The organism is Streptomyces aureoversilis (genome assembly GCF_042657885.1).
Classification (GTDB): domain Bacteria; phylum Actinomycetota; class Actinomycetes; order Streptomycetales; family Streptomycetaceae; genus Streptomyces; species Streptomyces aureoversilis.
This window is the reverse complement of sequence record NZ_JBHSKJ010000018.1, coordinates 152,083-171,019: the sequence shown is the minus strand read 5'-3', so window position 1 is coordinate 171,019 and position 18,937 is coordinate 152,083. Positions and strand designations below refer to the sequence as shown.

At 75.6% G+C, this 18,937-nt stretch carries 7 protein-coding genes; all 7 read left to right on the top strand.

Annotation, left to right across the window (positions count from 1 at the left end):
- Positions 1–347 (top strand): bifunctional ornithine acetyltransferase/N-acetylglutamate synthase (locus ACFPP6_RS27730; protein ID WP_382047833.1); only part of this gene is annotated, 347 nt, incomplete at its 5' end.
- Positions 344–1,276 carry an acetylglutamate kinase gene (argB, locus tag ACFPP6_RS27725; RefSeq protein WP_382047831.1) on the top strand — a complete coding sequence of 311 codons (933 nt, stop codon included), beginning with the start codon at positions 344–346 and terminating at the stop codon, positions 1,274–1,276. The genes ACFPP6_RS27730 and argB, both read left to right, overlap by 4 nt.
- Entirely contained in the window at positions 1,273–2,475 is a 1,203-nt protein-coding gene (locus ACFPP6_RS27720; RefSeq protein WP_382047828.1) for an acetylornithine transaminase, read from the top strand. The genes argB and ACFPP6_RS27720 overlap by 4 nt, the downstream gene beginning before the upstream one ends.
- Positions 2,476–2,636: 161 nt before the next feature.
- Positions 2,637–4,073: a lysine N(6)-hydroxylase/L-ornithine N(5)-oxygenase family protein gene (locus ACFPP6_RS27715; protein WP_382047825.1), complete on the top strand. Its 1,437-nt coding sequence runs from the start codon at positions 2,637–2,639 to the stop codon at positions 4,071–4,073.
- Positions 4,074–4,587: 514 nt separating this feature from the next.
- A complete protein-coding gene (locus ACFPP6_RS27710; RefSeq protein ID WP_382047822.1) occupies positions 4,588–4,824 on the top strand; it encodes a phosphopantetheine-binding protein in 237 nt (78 codons plus the stop codon).
- A gap of 43 nt (positions 4,825–4,867) precedes the next feature.
- Positions 4,868–5,851 carry an ABC transporter substrate-binding protein gene (locus ACFPP6_RS27705; RefSeq protein WP_382047819.1) on the top strand — a complete coding sequence of 328 codons (984 nt, stop codon included), beginning with the start codon at positions 4,868–4,870 and terminating at the stop codon, positions 5,849–5,851.
- A gap of 87 nt (positions 5,852–5,938) precedes the next feature.
- Positions 5,939–18,901 (top strand): amino acid adenylation domain-containing protein, encoded by a 12,963-nt coding sequence (locus ACFPP6_RS27700; protein ID WP_382047817.1) that lies wholly within the window; start codon positions 5,939–5,941, stop codon positions 18,899–18,901.
- The last annotated feature ends 36 nt before the right edge of the window (positions 18,902–18,937 follow it).

The following is an 18,937-nucleotide window of genomic DNA, read 5'->3' as shown; positions in this document are numbered from 1 at the left end:
TGATCAACGCCGCCACCGAGGACGACGCTGTTGAGGTCGGGCGTTCCATCGCCCGTAACAACCTCCTCAAGTGCGCTCTCCACGGTGAGGATCCCAACTGGGGCCGGGTGCTCTCCGCGATCGGTACGACGTCCGCCGCCTTCGACCCCGACAAGCTCAACGTCGCCATCAACGACGTCTGGGTCTGCCGGAACGGCTCCGTCGGCGACGACCGCGACCTCGTCGACATGAGCCCCCGCGAGGTGCGCATCACCGCAGACCTGGCCGAGGGCGGCGAGTCCGCCGTCATCTGGGCCAACGACCTCACCGCCGACTACGTCCACGAGAACAGCGCGTACTCCTCATGAACAACAAAGCCCGTACCGTCATCGAAGCCCTGCCCTGGCTCCGGCGCTTCCACGGCAAGACCGTCGTCATCAAGTTCGGCGGCAACGCCATGGTCGACGAGGACCTGAAGGCAGCCTTCGCCCAGGACGTCGTCTCGCTGCGCTACGCCGGGCTGCGCCCGGTCGTCGTGCACGGCGGCGGCCCGCAGATCAGTGCGCAGCTCGACCGGCTGGGCCTGGAGTCGGAGTTCAAGGCCGGCCTGCGGGTGACCACCCCGGAGGCCATGGACGTCGTCCGCATGGTGCTCGCCGGGCAGGTGCAGCGCGAACTCGTCGGACTGATCAACCGTCACGGGCCCTTCGCCGTGGGCCTGACGGGCGAGGACGCCCACACTATGACGGCCACCAAGCGCTACGCCGACGTCGACGGCGAACGCGTCGACATCGGGCTCGTCGGCGAGGTCGTGGCGGTGGAGCCGGAGACCCTGGAGGCGCTCCTGGCCTGCGGCCGCATCCCCGTCGTCTCGCCCGTCGCGCGCGGTACGGACGGCGAGGTCTACAACATCAACGCCGACCTGGCCGCGGCCGCCCTCGCGGAGGCCCTGGGCGCCGAGAAGCTGATCGTCCTCACCGACGTCGAGGGCCTCTACGCGGACTGGCCGCGCAGCACGGACGTCATCCGCAGTCTGACGGCCGGTGAGCTGGAGGCCCTGCTGCCCGGCCTGGCCAGCGGGATGGTGCCGAAGATGGAGGGCTGCCTGCGGGCCGTGCGCGCCGGGGTGGGCACGGCGCACGTCCTGGACGGGCGGGTACCGCACTCCCTGCTGCTGGAGGTCTTCACGGGCGAGGGCGTCGGCACGGCCGTCGTCCCCGATCCGCCACCGCCACCGCCCGCGACGGCCGTCGTCGCCGGGCCTGCCGGTACCGTCCGGGAGAGGGTGCCGGCATGAGCGTGCGACGGGCCCCGGCCCCGGCCCCCGGGCGACGCGGCGCCGCACTGGCGGGCCGGTGGAAGGGCGCGCTGATGGACACGTACGGCACGCCGCCGCTGGCGCTGGTGCGCGGCCGGGGCGTGACCGTCGAGGACGCGGACGGCCGCACGTACCTCGACTTCATCGGCGGCATCGCCGTCAACGCGCTGGGCCACGGGCACCCGGCGGTGGTGGAGGCGGTCGGCCGGCAGCTCGCCCTCCTCGGCCACGTGTCCAACCTGTACGTGGCCGAGCCGCCCGTACGGCTGGCCGAGCGGCTGCTGGAACTGGCCGGCCGCGAGGGGCGGGTGTTCCTCTCCAACTCGGGGGCGGAGGCCGTCGAGGCCGCGTTCAAGATCGCGCGGCGGACGGGGCGCACCCACATGGTCACCGCCGTCGGCGGCTTCCACGGCCGCACGATGGGGGCCCTGGCGCTCACGGGCCAACCCGCCAAGCAGGAACCCTTCCTGCCGCTGCCCGGCGAGGTGAGTCACGTCCCGTACGGGGACGTGGCGGCGCTGCGGGCCGCGGTGAGCGAGCGGACCGCGGCGGTGGTCCTGGAGCCCGTACAGGGGGAGAACGGCGTCGTGCCGGCGCCACCCGGATACCTGCGGGCCGCCCGGGAGATCACCGAGGCCGCCGGGGCGCTGCTGGTGCTGGACGAGATCCAGACGGGCATGGGGCGCACCGGGCACTGGTTCGCCCACCGGGCCGCGGAAGTCGAGCCGGACGTCGTGACCCTCGCGAAGGGGCTGGGCGGCGGGCTGCCGATCGGGGCCACCCTCGCCTTCGGGCGGGCCGCCGGGCTGCTGACGCCCGGTCAGCACGGCTCCACGTTCGGCGGGAACCCGGTGACGTGTGCGGCTGCGCTCGCCGTGCTGGCCACCATCGAGGCCGACGGCCTGCTGGAGCACGTACGGCGCGTGGGCGAGCGGCTGCGGGCCGGCATCGAGGCGACGGGCCATCCGCTGCTGCGCGAGGTGCGGGGAGCGGGTCTGCTCCTGGGCGTGGTCCTCACCGAGCCGGTGGCGGCGCGCGCCCAACTCGCCGCCCAGGAAGCCGGGTTCCTGGTGAACGCGCCGGTCCCGGACACCCTGCGGCTCGCCCCGCCGCTCATCCTCACCGAGGAGCAGGCGGACGCCTTCGTGGCGGCACTACCGGGGATTCTGGGCTCCTGACGCCCCGGCTTGACGCCTCGACTTGACACTCCACCTGGCCGGAAAGTTAGGTTAGGCTAACCTAAGCTTCAAGTTCTTGGGTTGCCCCCACCACGCCCCTGACCTGCACAGCAGGCGGGTGTCGGCCTCGTGGGAACGAGCAACACAACGAAAGGATGAGCATGTCGGTACGGCGCGGGGACACCGCACACACGGGGTGCGGCCCCATCGAGGACCTGGTCGGCATAGGCTTCGGCCCCGCCAACCTCGCCCTCGCCATCGCGATCGACGAGCACAACCGCCGTAACCCCGGCAGCGCGATCCACGCGGGCTTCCTCGAGCGCCAGCAGCGGTTCGGCTGGCATCAGGGCATGCTCATCGAGGGCGCCACCATGCAGGTGTCCTTCCTCAAGGACCTCGTCACCATGCGGGACCCCGGCAGCCGCTTCTCCTTCCTGCACTACCTGCAGGAGCGCGGCCGGCTCGCCGACTTCATCAACCAGAAGACGTTCTTCCCCACCCGCGTCGAGTTCCACGACTACTTCGAGTGGTGCGCGGGGGAGTTCGCCTCCGCCGTCGACTACGGCCGGGCGGCCGTCGCCCTGCGGCCCGTACGGAACGACGGCGTCACCGAGTACGTGGACGTCGTCTCCCGCAGCGTGCAGGACCCGGCCGACGAGAGCGTCCGCCGCACCCGCAACATCGTCCTCGGCACCGGCCTCACCCCGCGCGTCCCCGAAGGGGTCTCCCTCGGGCCGCACGTCTGGCACAACCGCGACCTGCTCTTCCGCGCCGCGGAGCTCGCCGACCGGCCGCACCGCCGCTTCGTCGTCGTCGGCGCCGGCCAGTCCGCCGCCGAGAGCGCCGAATACCTGCACCGCACCTTCCCCGACGCCGAGGTCTGTGCCGTCTTCTCGCGCTACGGCTACAGCCCCGCCGACGACAGCCCCTTCGCCAACCGCATCTTCGACCCCGCCGCCGTCGACCACTTCTACGACGCCCCCGAGGACGTCAAGCAGGCGCTGCTGGACTACCACGGCAACACCAACTACTCCGTCGTCGACGGCGAGCTGATCGAACAGCTCTACCGCACCGCGTACCAGGAGAAGGTCCAGGGGCGCGAGCGGCTGCGCATCCTCAACACCAGCCGGCTCACCGCCGTCGAGGACGTCCGCGGCGGCGGAGCGCGCGCAGTGATCCGCTCGCTCGCGTCCGGCGAGGACTTCACCCTCGACTGCGACGCCGTGGTCCTCGCCACCGGCTACCGGCCCGCCGACCCGCGCGAACTCCTCGGCGAGCTCGCCGGGGAATGCCTCACCGACGAGCACGGCCGGCTCCGCATCGACCGCGACCACCGCGTGATGACCACCGGGCGGATCCGCGCCGGCATCTACCTCCAGGGCGGCAGCACCGAGCACACGCACGGCATCACGTCGACCCTGCTGTCCACGCTCGCCGTCCGCTCCGGGGAGATCCGCGAGTCGCTGTTGCGCGGTGCGGGGGCCCTCGCGGGCGGCGGTGCCGGTGCCCTCGCGGGCTCCGGTGCCGGTGTCCTGGCGGACGGGGGTGCCCGGGCGGACGGGGCGGCCGCCGACGAGCTGGCGGTCCAAGTCGGCTGAGCCGCCGGGTCGGTGAGGCTGGTGGGGCGGTGCGGACCGGTGCGTCGGGGCCGTCCCCCATCCGGCCCCGGCGGTCCGGGCGGCCCGGCCGAGGCGTCCGCCTCCGCCGTGGCGGCGATCAGCCCGCGCGGCGCCGATCGGCGGTGCCGGACCGGCCGGGGCCTGTGTGGCACCGCCGGGATCCGCCGTCGTGGTCGCGCGCCGCTGCGGCGGAGGGGAAGGCCCAGGTGGCTTCGAACCACCTGGTCCGCCACCGCCACCGCCGCCGCCTGGGCCGGCCCGAGGCCCGGCCCGACCGGACCGCCGCCACATCCGTCCCCGGCCTCGCCGAGCCCGTTCGCCCTACCGCGTCCGCGCCGCACCCACCCGGCTCGCCTCCGTACCCCCTCCGCGAAAGCCGCCCGTCCGCCCCGCCGAACCTGTTCGGCCCCCACCCGGCTCACCCCGTACCCCCTGCGTGAAAGCCGCCCGTACGTCCCTCGCCCCGCTTCCCGCCTCTCCCGAAGGGATCCCCGTGCCCTCCCCGACCCTTTCCCTCGACTCCGTTCGCCTTGATGTCGCCGCCGTGCTCGGCGAGGAGCCGGCGGACGTTCCCGTCGACGAGAACCTGCAGGACCTCGGCCTCGACTCGATCCGTGTCATGACCCTCGTCGAGCGGTGGCGGGCCCACGGCAACGCCGTCGAGTTCGCCGAGCTCATCGAGGCCACTCCCACCGTCCGCGGCTGGTACGAGCACCTGTCCGCCTCCTGACCTCCCGCCCGCCCTCTCGCCCCCGCACCGCCCTAGGAGAACCATGAACCCCCGTGCCGCCCGCGGCCGTTCCGCCGTCGCCCTCGCCGGGGCCGCCGCCCTGCTGACCCTGACCGCGTGCGGCGGCAACAGTTCGAGCGCCTCCGGGGCCGGGGGCGGGGGCAAGGGGGACGGCAAGGGCCGGGTGATCGAGGCGACCAACGGCAAGGTGACCGTGCCCGCCGCGCCCAAGCGCGTCGTCGGCATCTCCTACGCCACCGGCGCCCTGCTGGACCTCGGCGTCGAGCCCGTCGGCACCAGCGCCATCGACGAGAACAACCCCGTGGAGCTGCTGCCTTCGCAGAGCGAGCGGGCCAAGAAGATCACCTCGATCGGCTCGGGCATCGAGACGAACATCGAGAAGGTCGCCTCGCTCAAGCCCGACCTGATCGTCGTCGAGGGCGCCACCGCCTTCGACTGGAACGTCAGGAAGCTCGAAGGCATCGCGCCCACGCTCTACTTCGGCATCAAGACGCCCGTCGACCTGCTCAACGCGCAGGAGAAGATCGCGCAGGCCGTAGGCAAGGAGGACGTCTTCACCAAGCTGAAGACGGACTACCGGCAGAAGGCCGACAAGATCAAGAACACCTACGGGGACAAGCTCAAGTCCGTGAACTGGGCCGTCGCCTCCTCCTACGGCAACGGCGAGTTCATCGTCGACACCCGTACGTCCTGGGTGGGCCGCATCCTCGCCGACGCCGGCGCCAAGTTCGCCAAGGCGGCCGACGACGGCAAGGAGCACGAGGTGACCTACTCCCAGGAGAAGATCGACGTCCTGTCGGACGCCGACGTGATCCTCGTACCGCGCGCGGCCGCCACCGGCGAGGTGTCCAAGGAGGTCAAGGAGCTCCAGGACAAGCCCTCCTGGAAGCTGCTGAAGGCGTCGAAGGACAACCGCGTCCTGCCGGTCACCTACGCCACCGCCGACCGCTACGGGACCTCGATCGACGTCCTCGACCAGATCGAGAAGATCCTCAAGGGTCTCTGACCCTCCCGGGTCCCCCCAGCCCCCCGCCTCATCCCCGTACCACCACCCCCCAACCTCCCCGTACCACGAACGACCCGGAAGGCCGGCATGTCAGAGGTGACCAGCGACGCAGGACGGTTCCTGGAGCTCACGCGAGCCCAGGAGGGAGTGCTGGCGGCGCAGCGGATCGACCCCGACAACCCCAGCTACAACGTCGGCCAGTACGTGGAACTCCGGGGCGCGGTGGACACCGCCGCCCTGGAGGAGGCCATCCGCCGCACCCTCGCCGAGGCCGACGGCCTGCACGTCCGGCTCGCCGAGCGCGACGGGCGCACCGTCGCGCTCCCGGTCCCCTTCGACGCCGCCGCCTGGCACCTGCCCCGCCTCGACACCACCGGCGCGGCCTCCCCGGTCGACGCCGCCGTGGAACTCGTCCGCGACCAGCTCGCCTGCCCGCCGCGCCTGGAGCCCACCGACGGCTCCGGCGCGGCGCCGGCCCTGACCGGCTCCCTGCTGGTGACCGTCGCCCCCGGCCACCACCTGTGGTTCCAGTACTTCCACCACCTCGTCATCGACGGCTACAGCGTCGCCCTCTTCACCCGGCGCGTCGCCGCCGTCTACACCGCCCTCGTCCGCGGCGAGGAGGTGCCCGCCTCCCCGTTCGAGCCCGTGGCCCGGCTCGCCGAGGCCGACGCCGCCTACCTCGCCTCCGGCAAGCCGGAGGACGACCGCGCCCACTGGACGGCCCGGCACGCCGGCCGCCCCCGCGTGACCGGCCTGGCCGAGCAGACCGCGCAGGCCTCCCGGACGTCCCTGCGCCACCGCACCAGCCTCGGGGCCGAGCGGTCCGCCGCCGTCCTGGACTGCGCCGCCGCCGTCCGCGGCACCTGGGCGGAGGCCGCCACGGCCGCCGTCGCCGCCTACCTGCACCGGATGACCGGCACCACCGATGCCGTCCTCGGCATGCACTTCATGGCCCGCAGCGCCCCGGGGACCATGCGCGTGCCGGGCATGGCCGTCAACGTGCTGCCCGTCCGCCTCGCCGTCGAAGGCACCGACACCTTCCCGGACCTGATCCGGCGCGCCGCGGGCGAACTCAAGGACGCCCGCCGCCACCAGCACTACCGCGGCGAGGACATCCGGCGCGACCTCGGCCTCGTCGGCAGCGACGAGCGGCTCCACGGGCCGATGCTCAACCTCAAGCCCTTCGACCTCGACCTGGACTTCGCCGGCATTCCCGGACACGCCGTCAACCTCGCCTCCGGGCCCGTCGAAGACCTGTCGGTGTCGGTCAGCAAGAGCCCCGACGACGTCCTCCACCTGGAGTTCGACGCCAACCCCGCGCTCTACGACGCCGCCTCCCTCGCCGCGCACGCCGAGCGCTGCACCGACCTCATGGGGCGCCTCGCCGCCGACCCCGCCCTCACCCTCGACCGGGCGCGGCTCCTCGCCGACGGCGAGTACGAGAACGTCCTGCGCACCTGGAACGCCACCGGCCACGCCGTCACCCCGGCCACCCTCCCGGGGCTCATCGCCGAGCGGGCCGCCGCCGCCCCTGACGCGACCGCCGTCGTCTTCGAGGGCGAACACCTCACCTACCGCGAACTCGACGCGCGGGCCGACGCGCTGGCCCGTACGCTCACCGCCGCCGGCGCGGGCCGCGGCACGGTCGTCGCCGTCGCCGTGCCGCGCTCGGCCGAGCTGATGACCGCCCTCCTCGGCGTCCTGAAGTCCGGCGCCGCCTACCTGCCGCTGGACACCGACTACCCCGCCGAGCGGCTCGCCGCCATGGTCGAGGACGCGGCGCCCGTCCGTGTCGTCACCGTTCCCGCCGTCCTCGACCGCCTCCCGCAGTCCGCCCGTGAAGCCGCGCTGCTGCTGGACGACACGGCCGACGTGGCGGACGCGGCCGGCGCGGCCGGCGCGGCCTCCCGCACGGAGGTCACGGCCCCCGGGCCGGACGACGCCGCCTACGTCATCTACACCTCCGGCTCCACCGGCCGCCCCAAGGGCGTCGTCGTCACCCACCGCGCCATCGTCAACCGGCTCGCCTGGATGCAGCACGCCTACCGGCTGCGCCGCGACGACCGCGTCCTGCAGAAGACCCCCGCCAGCTTCGACGTCTCCGTCTGGGAGTTCTTCTGGGCCCTGTGCGAGGGCGCCACCGTCGTCCTCGCCCGCCCCGAGGGTCACAAGGACCCCGCCTACCTGGCCCGGCTCATCGCCGACCGGCGCATCACCACCCTGCACTTCGTCCCGTCCATGCTCCGCGCCTTCCTGGAGGAGCCCGCCGCGGCCGCGGCCTGCGGGGGACTGCGGCGGGTCTTCTGCTCCGGCGAGGCGCTGCCCGGCGACGTCGTCGACCGCTGGTACGCCGCGCTGCCCGACGTGCCCCTGCACAACCTGTACGGGCCCACCGAGGCTGCCGTCGACGTCACCTACCACCGCACCGAGGCCGGTTCGGGCGTCGTCCCCATCGGCCGGCCCGTGTGGAACACGCGCCTGTACGTCCTGGACGCGGCCCTGCGGCCGGTGCCGGTCGGCGTCCCGGGCGAGCTGTACCTGGCGGGCGACCAGCTCGCCCGCGGCTACCTCGGCCGGCCCGGCCTGACCGCCTCCCGCTTCGTCGCCGACCCCCACGGCGGCGACGGCGAACGCATGTACCGCACCGGCGACCTCGTCCGGTGGGCCCCCGGCGGCGTCGTCGAATACCTCGGCCGCACCGACGACCAGGTCAAGATCCGCGGCTTCCGCATCGAACTCGGCGAGGTCGAAGCCGCCCTGGAGGCGCTCCCCGGCGTCGCCCAGGCCGCCGTCACCGCCCGCGAAGTCACCCCCGGCGGCGCGCGCCGCCTCGTCGGCTACGCCGTCCCGGCCGCCGGCGCCGGCCTCGACCCCGAGGCCCTGCGCACCGGCCTGGCCGCCACCCTGCCCGAGCACATGGTGCCCCCCGTCGTGATGCTCCTGGACTCGCTCCCCCTGAGCCTCAACGGCAAGCTCGACCGCAAGGCCCTGCCCGAGCCCGCCCCCGCCGCGCCCGCGGCGTCGCGCCCGCCGCGCACCGAGGCCGAGCGGGTGCTCGCCGCCCTCGTCGCCGAGATCCTCGGCCTGGACGCCGCCGGCGCCGACGACAACTTCTTCTCCCTCGGCGGCGACAGCATCTCCGCCATCCAGCTGGGCAGCCGCGCCCGGCAGGCCGGCTGGGGCATCACGCCCCGCGTGGTCTTCGAACGCAAGACGATCGCCGCGGTGGCGGCCGCCGCCGAGCGGCTCGACGGCGCCGCCGCCCCCGCCGACCTGCGCGAGGACGCGACCGGGCCGATGCCGGCGACCCCCATCACGGAGTGGCTGCGCGACCGCGGCGGCCCGATCCGCCGCTTCGCCCAGACCACGGCCATCACGGTCCCGGCCGACCTCGACCCCGGGCGCCTCACGAAGGCCTTCGCAGCATTGACGGAACGTCATGACGCGCTGCGGATACGGCTGGTGCCGGGCGGCGCCGGTGACGACGCCGCGCCGGAGTCCACTCCCGCAGGCGACACCGCCGTACGCGGTGACCTGCCCGGATCGACCTCCGTCACTGCCCCCGCAGGGGCCGCTTCCGCAGAGGCCCGCTGTAGCCGGTCCGCCGCCGGGTCGCCGCCTGCCCCGGTCGCCGTCGAGGGCTGTCCCGGCTCCGGTGGCTACGGTGGCGTCGACGACGCTCAGGGCGCCGGAGCCGCTTCCGCCCCCGCAGGGGCCGTTTCCGCCGACGCCCGCCGCAGCCACGCCGCCGGGCCGCAGTCAGCCCCGGTCGCCGCCGAGGGCCGTCCCGGCTCCGGTGGCTACGGCGGTATCGACGGAGCCCCCGGCTCCGGGGACTGGGCCACCGAGATCCTCCCCCTCGCCGCCGCCCCCGACGTCGTCCTGCGTCGTGTCGACCTCACCGGCACGCCCGCCGACGGGATCGACGACGTCCTGGGCCGTGAGCGGGACGCCGCGGCCGGCCGGCTCGATCCCGCCGCCGGCATCGTCCTCGCCGCCACCTGGTGCGACCTGGGCCCGGAAAGCCCCGGGCGGCTCGTGCTCGCCGTGCATCACCTCGCCGTCGACGGCGTCTCCTGGCGCATCCTGCTGCCCGACCTGCGCGACGCCTACGAGGGGCGCGAACTCGCCCCCGCGAGCACTCCGTTGCGCCGCTGGGCGCACGGCCTGAACGCCGCCGCCACCGGCGACGCCGTCCGCGCCCAGTTGCCGCTCTGGCAGGAGATCCTCGCCCCGGGCGCCGGGCCCCTGCTCGGCAAGCGGGCCGTCGACCCGGCCCGGGACACCGTCGGCACCAGCCGCACCCTCCGCCTGACCCTGCCCGCCGAGCGCACCGCGCCGCTCCTCGACCGGGTGCCCGCCACCCGGCGTGCGGGCGTCGACCACGTGCTGCTCGCCGGACTGGCCCTCGCGTTCGCCGGCCGGCAGCGCGACCTGCTGATCCGCATGGAGGGCCACGGCCGCCAGGACCACCTGGTGCCCGGCGCGGACACCGCCCGCACCGTCGGCTGGCTCACCAGCGAGTTCCCCGTACGCCTGAGCCTCGACGGCGTCGACCTCGCCGACGCCGCCGCCGGCGGCGAGGCCGCGGGGCGGGCGCTCGCCCTCGTCAAGGAACAGCTGCGCGCGCTGCCCGACGACGGCACCGGCTACGGCCTGCTGCGCCACCTCGACCCCGCCGCACGCACCGTGCTCGCCGCGTACCCCGCCCCGCAGCTGCTCTTCAACTACCTCGGCCGGTTCACCACCGACGACAGCCCCTGGAGCACCGCGGGCGACGCCTTCGCCGCGAGCGCCGACCCGGAGCTGCCCGCCCTCCACGCCCTGGAGATCGGCGCGTTCGTCCACGACCGGCCCGCGGGCCCCGAGCTGACCGCCGTCCTGACCTGGCCGGAGGGCGTCCTCGCCGAGGACGACGTGCGAGAGATCGCCGACCGCTGGTTCCGCGCCCTCGACGCCCTGACCGCCTACGCCGCACGCCCCGGCGCCGGCGGGCTCACCCCCTCCGACGTGCCGCTCGCCGGCATCGGCCAGGACGCCCTCGACCGCGTCCTGGCCGCCCGCCCCGGCACCGAGGACGTCCTGCCGCTCTCCCCGCTCCAGGACGGGCTCCTCTTCCACTCCCTCTACGAGACCGCCGCCGACGACCTGTACACCTCGGTCACCGGCCTGGACCTCACCGGCCCGCTGGACGAAGCCGCCCTGCGCCGCGCCGTCGACGCCGTGGTGGAGCGCCACCCCGCCCTGCGCGCCGGCTTCGACCACACCAGCGCCGACCGCCCGCTGCAGACCGTCGCCGGTCAGGTCACCGTCCCGTGGACCGTGCACGACCTCACCGGCACCCCGGCAGGTGCCCTTGCCGCCGCCGTGGACGCCGTCGAGACCGCCGAGGCCACCGCGCCCTTCGACCTCACCCGGCCGCCCCTGCTGCGCTGCGCCCTGCTGCGCACGGGCGACGAACGGCACCGCCTCGTCCTGACCCGCCATCACATCGTGATGGACGGCTGGTCCACGCCCGTCATGCTGCGCGAGATCATCAGCGCCTACGCGGCCGGCGGCGACGCCTCCGCCCTGCCGCCCGCCGCCTCCTACGCCGACCACCTGGCCTGGCTGAACCGCCAGGACGACACCGGGCACGCCACCGCCTGGGCGGAGGCCCTCGACGGCCTGACCGCGCCCACCCTGCTCGCCGAGACCCTGGCCGCCGAGGCCACCGCGGACGCCGGCACGCGCGCCGGCGAAGTTGACCTGCCGCTGCCCGCGGAGACCGCCGCCGCGCTGACCGCGCTCGCCCGCAGCCACGGCCTGACCCTCAACACCCTCGTGCAGGGCGCCTGGGCCGTCCTGCTCAGCCGCCTCACCGGCCGCACGGACGTCGTCTTCGGGGCCACCGTCTCCGGCCGCCCCGCCGACGTGCCCGGCGTCGAGTCGATCGTCGGCCTGTTCAGCAACACCGTCCCCGTCCGCTTCACCCTCGACGAGGGCGAGACCGTCGCCGCCGCGCTCGCCCGCCTCCAGGAGCAGCAGTCGCGGCTGCTCGACCACCAGTACGCGGGCCTCGCCGGGATCCAGGCGCAGGCCGGGCTCGGCACGCTCTTCGACACCCTGCTCGTCTTCGAGAACTACCCCGTCGACCCCGACGAGCTCACCGCCGCCGACCCGTCCGGCCGCCCGGGCCGCCTGCGCGTCACCGGCATCGGCAACCGCGGCGCCACCCACTACCCGCTGACCGTCCTCACCCTCCCCGGCGACGCGCCGCGCATCACCGTCGAGTACCGCCCGGACGCCTTCACCGCCGACCGGGCCGCCGACCTCGGCCGGCGCCTGCTGCGCCTGCTCGCCGCCATGGCGGACCGCCCGGCGGCCACCGTCGGCTCCCTCGACGTCCTCGCCCCGGACGAGCGGCACACCCTCCTGCACACCTGGAACGCCACCGCGCGCGCCGTGCCCGAGGGCACCGTCGTCGACGCCTTCGAGGCCCAGGTGGCCGCGACCCCCGGCGAGACGGCCGTCGTCTGCGGCGACGAGCGCCGGACCTACGCCGAACTCGACGCCCGCGCCGACGCGTTCGCCCGCCTCCTCGCCGCCCTGGGCGCAGGCCCGGACAGGGTCGTGGCCCTGGCCCTGCCCCGCTCGGCGGAGCTCGTCGCCGCCGTCCTCGGCACGCTCAAGTCCGGCGCCGCCTACCTGCCCGTGGACCTCGACCACCCGGCCGAGCGCGTCGCCCTGATGCTGGAGGACGCCGCGCCCCTCGCGGTCCTGACGACCCGCCCGACCGCAGGGCGCCTGCCCGTCCTGACCGGGGACGGCTTCACGACGCTGTACGCGGAGGACGTGGCAGACGGCGCCGCAGACGGCACCACGGCCGGCGCCGCGAACGACACCGCCGGCGTCACGCCGCACCGGCCCGCCCCCGGCGACCTCGCCTACGTCATCCACACCTCCGGCTCCACGGGCCGCCCCAAGGGCGTCCAGGTGCCGCACCGCGGCCTGGTCAACATGCTCGACCACCACCGCTCCACCGTCTTCGCCCGCGCCGTCGAGGCCGCCGGAGGCCGCCGTCTGCGCGCCGCGCACACGGCCTCGTTCTCCTTCGACTCCTCCTGGGAGCAGCTGCTCTGGCTCATCTGCGGCCACGAACTCCACGTCTACGACGAGGAGCTGCGCCGCGACCCGCAGGCGCTGGCCGCCCGGCTGCGCGCCGACCGCATCGACACCCTCGACGTCACCCCGTCCTTCGGCCGGCAGCTCGTCGAATGGGGCCTGCTCGACGGCGACGGTCACGGCGACGGTGACGCGGGCGACGGCCACCGCCCCGTCCTCTTCCTCCTCGGCGGCGAAGCCGTCGACGACGCCCTGTGGACCCGCATCCGCGGGACGGAGGGCGTCATCGGCCACAACTTCTACGGCCCCACCGAATACACCGTCGACACCCTCGGCGCCGCACTGGACGACAGCCCCGCCCCGTCCGTGGGCCGCCCCATCGCCAACACCCGCGTCTATGTCCTCGACGCCCGCCTGCGGCCCGTCCCGGCCGGCGTCCCCGGCGAGCTGTACATCGCCGGCCCCGGCCTGGCCCGCGGCTACGGCAACCGCCCCGCGCTGACCGCCGCCCGCTTCGTCGCCGACCCGTTCACCGGCAGCGGCGAGCGCATGTACCGCACCGGCGACGTCGTCCGGTGGCGCGCGGACGGCACCTTGGACTACCTCGGCCGCGACGACGACCAGGTCAAGATCCGCGGCTTCCGCGTCGAGACCGGCGAGATCGAAGCCGCCCTGAACGACCAGGATGCCGTCGCCCAGGCGGCCGTGCTGGCCCGGTCGGCCGACGGCGGCGTCAAGCGCCTCGTGGCCTACGTCGCCCCCGCGCCCGGCGCCTGCGCCGACCCCGCCGCGCTGCGGGCCGCGCTCGCCGCGCGCCTGCCCGAGTACATGGTCCCGTCGGCCGTCGTCGTCCTCGACGCCCTGCCCCTCAACGTCAACGGCAAGCTCGACCGCCGGGCCCTGCCCGAGCCCGGAGCCGCCGACTTCGCCGCCGGCGGCACCGGCGGGCGCGCACCGCGCGACGAGCGCGAGGCCCTGTTGTGCGGCGCGTTCGCGAGCGTCCTCGGCCTGCCCGCCGTCGGCGCCGACGACGACTTCTTCGCCCTCGGCGGCCACTCGCTGCTCGCCACCCGCCTCGTCGGCCGCATCCGCACCGCCCTGCAGCGCCACACCACGGTCCGCGACCTGTTCGAGGCCCGCACCCCCGCGGCCCTCGCCCGCCGCCTCGACGCCACCGGCGCCGACCGTCCCGGCCCCGCCCCCCGGACCCGCCCGCAGGAGGTGCCGCTGTCGCCCGCCCAGGCCCGCCTGTGGTTCCTCCACCAGCTGCAGGGCCCGAGCACCGCGTACACCATCCCCTGCTCGCTGCGCATCGACGGGGCCCTCGACACCGGGGCGCTGCGCGCCGCCTTCGCCGACGTCGTCGCCCGCCACGAGGCGCTGCGCACGGCCTTCCCCGCAACCGACGGCCGCCCCCGGCAGAAGGTGCTGACGCCCGAGGAGGCCCACGTCCCGTTCGAGGTGCGCGAGGTGGCCCCGGAGCGGCTGGAGGAGGCCGTCGCCGAGGCCGGCGCCCGCGCCTTCGACCTCGCCGCCGCACCGCCGGTCCACGCCACCCTGCTGACCGCGGGTGCCACCACCCACGTCCTGTGCGTGGCCCTGCACCACATCGTCGGCGACGAGTGGTCCGAAGGGGTGCTGCTGCGCGACCTCGACACCGCCTACGCGGCCCGCCGCCGCGGAACCGCCCCCGCCTGGCCGTCGCTGCCGGTGCAGTTCGCCGACCACACCCTCTGGCAGCAGGACCTGCTGGACGACCCCGCGGGCGCCGGGCGCCTCACCGCGTACTGGACGGAGCGCCTCGCCGGCCTGCCCGACGAGCTGTCCCTGCCCGCCGACCGCCCGCGCCCGGCCGAGCCGAGCGGCCGCGGCGGCGCCGTCCGGCTCCGCCTGCCCGACGCCCTGCACGGTGCGCTGCGCGACTACGCGCACCGCACCGGCGTCACCCCGTTCATGGTCACCCAGGCGGCCGGAGCCCTGCTGCTGGGCGCCCTGGCCGGCAGCACCGACGTCGCCCTCGGCACCCCGGTCGCCGGACGCGCCGACGAGGCCGTGGAGAACGTCGTCGGCTTCTTCGTCAACACCCTGGTCGTCCGCCACGACCTGAGCGCTCCCGAAGGCGGCGCCGCGCCCACCTTCGACCAGCTGGTGGAGCGCGCCCGGGAGACCGTGCTCGGCGCGCTCGCCCACCAGGACCTGCCGTTCGACCGCCTCGTCGAGATCGCCGGCCCCGAGCGCTCGCTGGGCCGCCACCCGCTGTTCCAGGTGATGGTCCAGCACCGCAAGGAGGCCGCGGGCCTGGACGCCCTGCTCGGCGCCCGCACCGAGCTGCTGCCCGACCCGCTGCACGCCGCCCGCTTCGACCTGGCGTTCACCTTCGTCGAGTCCGCCGACGGCGCGCACACCGACCTCACCGTCATCCACGCCGCCGACCTGTACGACCGCGGCACCGCCGAGCTGCTCGCCGACCGGCTGCTGCACGTGCTCGACCAGGCCCTCGCCGCGCCGGGCCGGCCCGTGGACCGCGTCGAGGTGATGAGCCCGGGCGAGAGCCGGGCCCTGGCGGGGGAGTGGAACGCCACCGCGCGGGAGGTGCCGGCCGGCACGCTCGTCACCCGGTTCGCCGAGCACCTGGCCGCCACGCCCGACGCCACCGCCGTCCTCTACGCCGACCACACCCTGACCTACCGTCAGCTCGACGAGCAGGCGGGCGCGCTGGCCGCCGAGCTCGCCGCGGCCGGGGCCGGACCCGACCGCATCGTCGCCGTGGCCGTGCCGCGCTCCGCCGAGCTGATGGTCGCCCTCCTCGGCGTCCTGAAGTCCGGCGCCGCCTACCTGCCGCTGGACCTCGACTACCCCGCCGAGCGCCTGACCATGATGGCCGAGGACGCCGCACCGGTGTGCGTGGTCACCGTCGAGGGCGAGCGCGGACGGCTCCCGCACCTGGACGGCGTGCCCGTCGTCCTCGCCGGCCGGCCCCGCACGGCACCCGCCCCCGAACCGGCCTGCGCACCGGCCGCGGCCGGGCCGCAGCACGCCGCGTACGTCATCTACACCTCGGGTTCCACCGGCCGCCCCAAGGGCGTCGTCGTCACCCACCACGCCGTCGTCAACCGCCTGGACTGGATGCGGGAGACCTACGGCATCGGCGCCGGGGACCGGATCCTGCAGAAGACCCCGGCCAGCTTCGACGTCTCCGTCTGGGAGTTCTTCCTGCCGCTGGTCAGCGGCGCCGCCGTCGTCCTCGCCCGGCCCGGCGGGCACCGCGAGCCCGACCACCTCGCGGAGGTCGCCGCGCGCACCGCCGTCACCACGGCGCACTTCGTCCCCTCCATGCTCACCGCGTTCACCGCGGCCGCCGAGCAGGACGAGACCGTCCGGACGGGCTTCGCCGGCGTCCGCCGCGTCTTCTGCTCCGGCGAGGCCCTGCCCGCCGCCGCCGTCGACCGCTTCGCCGCCCTGTGGCCGCACATCGAACTGCACAACCTGTACGGGCCCACCGAGGCCGCCGTCGACGTCACCCACCACCGGGCCGAGCCCGGCGCCGGCGTCGTCCCCATCGGCCGCCCCGTGTGGAACACCCGCCTGCACGTGCTGGACGCGGCCCTGCGCCCCGTCCCCGTGGGCGTGCCCGGCGAGCTGTACCTCGCCGGGGACCAGCTGGCCCGCGGCTACCTCGGCCGCCCCGGCCTGACCGCCTCCCGCTTCGTCGCCGACCCCTCCGGCAGCGGCGAGCGCATGTACCGCACCGGCGACCTGGTCCGCCGACGCGCCGACGGCGCCGTCGAGTACCTGGGCCGCACCGACGACCAGGTCAAGGTCCGCGGCTTCCGCATCGAACTCGGCGAGATCGAGGCCGCCCTGAGCGCCCTGCCCGCCGTCGCCCAGGCGGCCGTCACCGCCAGCCCCCTGGCACCCGGCGGCGCCCCGCAGCTCGTCGCGTACGCCGTCCCCGCCCCGGGCGCGTCCCCCGAGCCGCAGCACCTGCGCGACGCCCTCGCCGAACGCCTGCCCGATCACATGGTCCCCGCCGCCGTCACCCTCCTGGACGCGCTGCCGCTGAGCGTCAACGGCAAGCTCGACCGCAAGGCTCTGCCCGAGCCCGCCCGCGTCACCGCCCGCCCGGCCGCCCCCGCGCGGCGCAGCGGCAGCCCGGCCGCCGCCATGGCCGAGGTGTTCGCCGGAATCCTCGGCCTGCCCGAGGTCGGCGAGGACGACAACTTCTTCGCCCTGGGCGGCGACAGCATCGTCTCCATCCAGCTCGTCAGCGCCGCCCGCAAGGCCGGCTTCACCGTCGCCGCCAAGGACGTCTTCCAGCACCCCACCCCGGCCGCCCTGGCCGCCGCGGGCCGCCGCGCGGACGAGGAGCCGGCCGGCGCCCCGGCAGCTCCCGCGGCCGACGAGGACGGCGAACTGCCGCCCCTGCCCGTCGTGCACTGGCTGCGCGAGCGCGGCGGCCCGGTCGACCGGTTCAACCAGTCCGTCCTCCTCACCGTCCCCGCCGGGCTCCGGCCCGGGCCGCTCCGCGAGGCGCTCGCCGACCTCGCCCGCAACCACCCCGCCCTGCGCCTGCGCCTGGACCGGACCGGCGGCCTGTGGACCCAGGAGGTCCTGCCCGCCGCCCAGGCCCCCGCCGTCACCGACCCGGCGACGCTGCGCCGCGCCGACATCACCGGCCTGGACACGACCGCTCTGCACGACCTGCTCACCAAGGAGGCGGACGCCTCAGCAGCCGCCCTCGACCCGGACACCGGAACCGTCCTGCGCGTCCTGTGGTGCGACGCGGGGCCCGCGGCGGACGGACGGCTGCTCCTGACCGTCCACCACCTGGCCGTCGACGGCGTCTCCTGGCGCATCCTGATCCCCGGGCTCGCCGACGCCTACGCCGCCCGCGCCGCGGGCCGCGCACCCGCCCTCGAACCCGAGGCCACCGGGCCGCGCGCCTGGGCTGCCCAGCTCCTGCAGCACGCCCACACCCGCACCCGCACGGCCGAAGCCGCCTACTGGCGCACCGCGCTGGCCGGACCGCAGGCCCCGCTCTCCCGCACCGCCGCCGACCCGCGCCGCGACACCACGGCCACCCTGCGCACCCTGCGCCGGACCCTGCCCGCCGACCGCACCAGGCCGCTGCTGACCGCCGTACCGCAGGCCTTCTCGGCCGGAGTGGACGACGTGCTCCTCGCCGCCCTCGCCCTGGCCGCCGCCGACTGGCGCCGCACCGGCAACCCCGCCCTGCCCGCCGCGTACACCGGCGCCCTGCAGATCGACCTGGAGGGCCACGGGCGCGGAGGCAGCGACACGGCGGGCCTCACCCCGGACCTGTCGCGCACCGTCGGCTGGTTCACCACCGTCCACCCCGTCCGCCTGGACGTCAGCGCCGTGGACCTCGCCGACGCCCTGGCCGGCGGCCGGCAGGCCGGGGCCGCCCTCAAGCAGGTCAAGGAACAGCTGCGGGCGGTCCCCGACCGCGGCCTCGGCCACGGCCTCCTGCGCCACCTCAACGCCCAGACCGCACCCGCCCTGGCGGCCCTGCCCGGCTCGCAGCTGCTGTTCAACTACCGCGGCCGCACCGACCACCAGGCCGGACCGGCCGGCTCCCGCCACTGGGCCTTCGCCCCGGACGCGGAACGGGCCGCCGTCGCCGAGGGCGCCGCCCCCGACGCCGCCATGCCCGCCCCCTACCCGCTGGAGATCGACGCCGCCGTCGTCCCCGGCGCCGGCGGCCGGCCCGAGCTGGCCGTCGAATGGAGCTGGCCGGCCGCCCTGTTCACCGAGGAGCAGGTCGCCGCCCTCGCCACGCGCTGGTTCGACGCCCTCGACGCCCTCGCCCGGCACACCGAGGACCCCGGCGCGGGCGGCATCACACCCTCCGACGTCCGCCTCGTCTCCCTGGACCAGGCCCGCATCGACCGCCTGGAATCGCGCCTGCGCAGGCGCCGATGACCGGCCGCCGCACCCACGAACCGACCCCTGCCGACT

Coding starts and splice junctions, on each gene's coding strand:
- ACFPP6_RS27700 (WP_382047817.1), top strand. CDS start 5,939: ATGTCAGAGGTGACCAGCGACGCAGGACGGTTCCTGGAGCTCACGCGA.
- ACFPP6_RS27715 (WP_382047825.1), top strand. CDS start 2,637: ATGTCGGTACGGCGCGGGGACACCGCACACACGGGGTGCGGCCCCATC.
- argB (WP_382047831.1), top strand. CDS start 344: ATGAACAACAAAGCCCGTACCGTCATCGAAGCCCTGCCCTGGCTCCGG.
- ACFPP6_RS27705 (WP_382047819.1), top strand. CDS start 4,868: ATGAACCCCCGTGCCGCCCGCGGCCGTTCCGCCGTCGCCCTCGCCGGG.
- ACFPP6_RS27720 (WP_382047828.1), top strand. CDS start 1,273: ATGAGCGTGCGACGGGCCCCGGCCCCGGCCCCCGGGCGACGCGGCGCC.